Origin of the sequence: Lacticaseibacillus pantheris DSM 15945 = JCM 12539 = NBRC 106106 (genome assembly GCF_001591865.1) — a bacterium.
GTDB classification, from domain to species: Bacteria; Bacillota; Bacilli; order Lactobacillales; family Lactobacillaceae; genus Lacticaseibacillus; species Lacticaseibacillus pantheris.
This window is the reverse complement of the sequence record NZ_BCVS01000158.1, coordinates 1-3,832: the sequence shown is the minus strand read 5'-3', so window position 1 is coordinate 3,832 and position 3,832 is coordinate 1. Positions and strand designations below refer to the sequence as shown.

4 protein-coding genes are annotated in these 3,832 nt (G+C 59.9%); 2 read left to right on the top strand and 2 right to left on the bottom strand.

What is annotated here, in order from left to right:
* Positions 1-133: 133 nt before the first annotated feature.
* Complete coding sequence (locus LPA02S_RS11050; RefSeq protein WP_056956743.1) at positions 134-1,024, top strand: deoxyribonuclease IV; 891 nt, start codon at positions 134-136, stop codon at positions 1,022-1,024.
* Between the two features lie 22 nt (positions 1,025-1,046).
* A complete protein-coding gene (locus tag LPA02S_RS11045) occupies positions 1,047-1,874 on the top strand; it encodes a dihydrodipicolinate synthase family protein (RefSeq protein WP_054649251.1) in 828 nt (275 codons plus the stop codon).
* 65 nt (positions 1,875-1,939) lie between these two features.
* On the opposite strand, the gene LPA02S_RS11040 is transcribed toward LPA02S_RS11045, so the two are convergent.
* The gene (locus LPA02S_RS11040) at positions 1,940-2,575 is read right to left on the bottom strand and encodes a histidine phosphatase family protein (RefSeq protein ID WP_054649249.1); all 636 of its coding nucleotides are present in this window, start codon (positions 2,573-2,575) and stop codon (positions 1,940-1,942) included.
* A 12-nt stretch (positions 2,576-2,587) separates the two neighbouring features.
* On the bottom strand, positions 2,588-3,391 hold the full coding sequence (locus LPA02S_RS11035) for a Cof-type HAD-IIB family hydrolase (RefSeq protein WP_054649247.1): 804 nt from the start codon (positions 3,389-3,391) through the stop codon (positions 2,588-2,590).
* Positions 3,392-3,832 lie beyond the last annotated feature (441 nt).

Genomic DNA, 3,832 nt, shown 5'->3' with positions numbered 1-3,832 from the left:
GGAGCACCCCACGTAAGCCGCAGCTCCCCGGTCCGGCCTACGCTGCCGCCAACCACTACAGTAGCAATCCACCCGCGTGTTCGCACCACCTTTGTGCTATGCTTAGGCCATTGAAATTGAGGAGGACAATTGTATGTTAATTGGTGCCAACGTCAGTATGTCAGGCAAAGCCATGTTCCCCGGTGCGGTCGCTGAGGCCGTCAGTTACGGCGCGACGACGCTACAGTTCTACACTGGTGCGCCGCAAAACACACGGCGTAAAGATGTCAGCGAAATGCGTATTCCCGAAGGCCTAGAGGCAATGGACGCAGCTGGCCTGAGCCACCTGGTGATTCACGCGCCCTACATCGTCAATCTGGGCAACACCAAGAAGCCCGAAAACTACACCTTTGCCGTTGAATTTATGCGTGGCGAGGTTGCCCGCGCCGACGCCCTCCACGCCTACAGCATGCCATTCCATCCCGGGGCACATGTCGGCGCTGGAGCTGATGCAGCTATCGCGCAGATTGCCCAGGGCCTGAACGAAATCATCACGCCCGAACAACACGTGACCATCGCCCTCGAAACCATGGCCGGCAAAGGTACCGAGGTGGGCCGCACCTTTGAAGAAATTGCCGCAATCCTCGACCGCGTCACCTACAACGAGAAGGTCATGGTTACCATGGACACTTGCCACATGAGCGATGCAGGCTATAACGTGCGCGACGACTTTGACGGCGTCCTGAATGAGTTTGACCACGTGATTGGGCTCGACAAACTCAGCATCGTGCACGTTAACGACTCCAAGAACCCCCAAGGCAGCAACAAAGACCGCCACGCCAACATTGGCGCCGGCACCATTGGCTTTGACGCGCTGTACGCCATCGCACACCATCCCCAGCTCACGGGCCTCCCCAAAATTTTGGAGACACCTTACGTCGGGACGGACAAAAAGCACATGCATGCGCCGTACGGTGTTGAGCTGAACTGGCTGCAAAGCGGCAATTACCAACCCGATGAACTGGCTGCCCTGGCAGAATCTTAATGCAAAGAAGGCATCTCCAATCATGACCAAACTACAACCATTCCAGGTGGCGGTTCCTACAGCATTCAACGCCGACGAATCACTGAACGTTGACGCCACCATCGCCCACATCCGCTACCTGGCCCACCACGGCGTGGACAGCGTGCTGGTCAGCGGCTCAACCGGCGAGCAGCACAGCATGACCCTCACCGAGAAACAGACGCTGGCCGCTGCGCTAGAGCACGCCGAACTGCCGCCAGCCCTCGAAATCATCTTTGGTGTTGCCAGCATCCGGCAACATGAGGCCGTCGCTCTGGCTGCGACCGTGGCCCAACAGCACCGCATTAATGGCATTCTGCTGGGCTTCCCGCCGTACATTCTCCCCACGCAACAGGAGGCCAGCAATTACGTTCAGGCCATCATCGCCGCGGCGGAGCGCCCGACCATCCTCTACAACAATCCCCACCGTACTGGCTTCAACCTGGAGCTAACCACCCTGCGGCAACTTGTCCGGCTACCCCAGGTTGTGGGCATCAAAGAGGCCGGCGACCCCAAGCGGGTGCCCACCATCCGCACGCTGGTGCCCGACGACTTTGCCATTTATACCGGGAGCGAACTCGACCTGCCGCACCGCGTCGAGCTCGGCTACGACCACCTATCGTCAATCAGCGCCAACCTGTACCCCGAGGCCATGGGAGCCTGGTTCACGGCTCTCCGGCACGGCGGGCAAGCCTTTGACCCCTTGCTACAGCGCGAGTTATCCGCCCTGCATAGCGGTAGCGTCCTCACCTTCGTCAAGGAACGGATTAGCGCTCAAGAAGGCATCGCCATGGGCCGTCCGCGGGGGCCACTGGGTAATTTCGTCGAATAACTGAATTCCAAGCAAAAAACGCACTGGCCAAAGTCAGTGCGGTTTTTGCGTGTAAATTCGATTCACTATAATCCGGCCGCCCGCAGCCGGTTGGATTCCTCCGGCTTGACGTTCCACGCGACTTTGCGCCAGTGCGTGCCATCAGTCTCCAGGACGGTCACACTGGTATTGGCGACCTCCCCCGTATCGCGAGCGTGGTCCAACGGGGTACCCGTCAAAAAGTTGCTGGTAATCGTCAAGACAATTCCGTGGCTCACCACCAGGGCCCGACCATCCGGCCCCACCGACGCCGCCAAGTCGCGAAACGCGGCCGTCGTGCGCCGAACGAGTGCCTGGTACCCCTCGGCGTGCACCGCGCGGTAATCCCACCGCTCCATGTGGTGGCGGTAATTAATGAACTCGGGGTCGTCCATCCACGGGGCCAGCAGTTGGCCGTCCCAGTCGCCGAGGCTCATCTCCCGCAGCCGGTCGTCATACTCGATTGGCGCGTCCGCGGCCGTAACCAACCGCGCGGTCATTGAGGCGCGAGGCAAAGGTGAACTGACCACACGGTCGAAGTGTACACCCCGTAACATGCCGTGCACCGCGCGAGCGCCATCAACGCCACTTTGCGTTAACGGGCCGTCCACGCCGCCACCGTTAAAACGGCCCTCAGCGTTCACGACTGTCTGCCCATGACGAACTAAGTATAAATAGGTCAACCTGAGCGCCCCCTAGATAATATCCGCCAGCACCTTGTCGATAATCCGTAACACCCCGTGGCGTTGGTTCGATGCCGTGGTGTAGCGTGCCGCCGTGGCTGCGGGCGGGAGGGCGTTGAGGACGTGGTAGCTGTACCCCACCTCCTGAAGCATCGGCACGTCGTTTGCGCCGTCACCAAAGGCCATCATGCGCGCGGTGGGGATGCCATATGCCTTGCCGAGTTGCCGAATGGCCGCACCTTTGTCCACGTCCGGATTCATCACGTCGACAAAGTGCACCCCACCCACAGTCACCGATAAGTCAGCACCAAACGGGCGGTTGAATTCAGCCTCAACCTGCTCGTAGGCATCGCCATCCGGGTAATAGGCGGTAAACTTGGTCACGTCCTCCGCGAACTGTTCAAGGTGCGACACAATCCGCACCTCGTTGAAAAAGTTCCCCAGTTGCTTGATGTGGTCCGCGTCCCGGGCGTCGATGTAACCGGCGTCCACACCGGACAGGATGGGCACCCCGGCCCGCTGTCGGTGCGTGTAAGCGGTGAGGTGTTGGTGCGTCGCGGTGGGGATGGCGTTGGTGTACACCCGCCGCTTGCCGCGCTCGATGACCGCGCCGTTGTCGCCCACCAGAATAATGTCGTCGCGCACGGGGGCGAACAGCCCCTGCAAAGTCGCAATGGAGCGGCCACTCACCGCGGCAAACTCCACCCCGTGCTTGCGTAATGCGTGTACCCGGTCAAAGAAGCCGGCGGGCACGCTGCCATCCTCCTCCAAGAGCGTGTGGTCCATATCGGATGCAATTAGTTGAATGTCGGTCATACGGTTGGTTCCCCCAATAATTGAATCAGGGCCTCAACCCCGGTTACTTAGTACCACCATTTTAGTCCCGGATGGGGGTGGGAACAAGCGGGCTGCGGGGAATTGATGAGCTGGTGGGAAGCAAAGGGGAAGGGCGGGGCAGCTGCAATGGCGAGTATGGATACAGCGCTCCGCCGTTACTCGTGCTTATGGAAACGAGTTGCACCCCGCAGAAACTTGCGCGTAACCCGCTTCGGCAATCAAGCCAAGCCCGGGCTTCACCGCCGAAGCAAGTTACGCTCCAGTTTCTAACCGCGGGGTTCCACTCTCTGAAACGAGCTCCGCAGGCCAGAAAGCGACGTATAAGGAAACCCGGACAAGAATCCAAGTGCGTGATTCTCGTCCGGGTCACGGGTAACGCTACAACGCTCCCTCGTTACTCTTGCTTATGGAAACGGGCTG

Bases quoted from the DNA above. Each gene is read 5' to 3' on its own strand.
- LPA02S_RS11050 (WP_056956743.1), top strand. From the start codon at position 134: ATGTTAATTGGTGCCAACGTCAGTATGTCAGGCAAAGCCATGTTCCCC.
- LPA02S_RS11045 (WP_054649251.1), top strand. From the start codon at position 1,047: ATGACCAAACTACAACCATTCCAGGTGGCGGTTCCTACAGCATTCAAC.
- LPA02S_RS11035 (WP_054649247.1), bottom strand. From the start codon at position 3,391: ATGACCGACATTCAACTAATTGCATCCGATATGGACCACACGCTCTTG.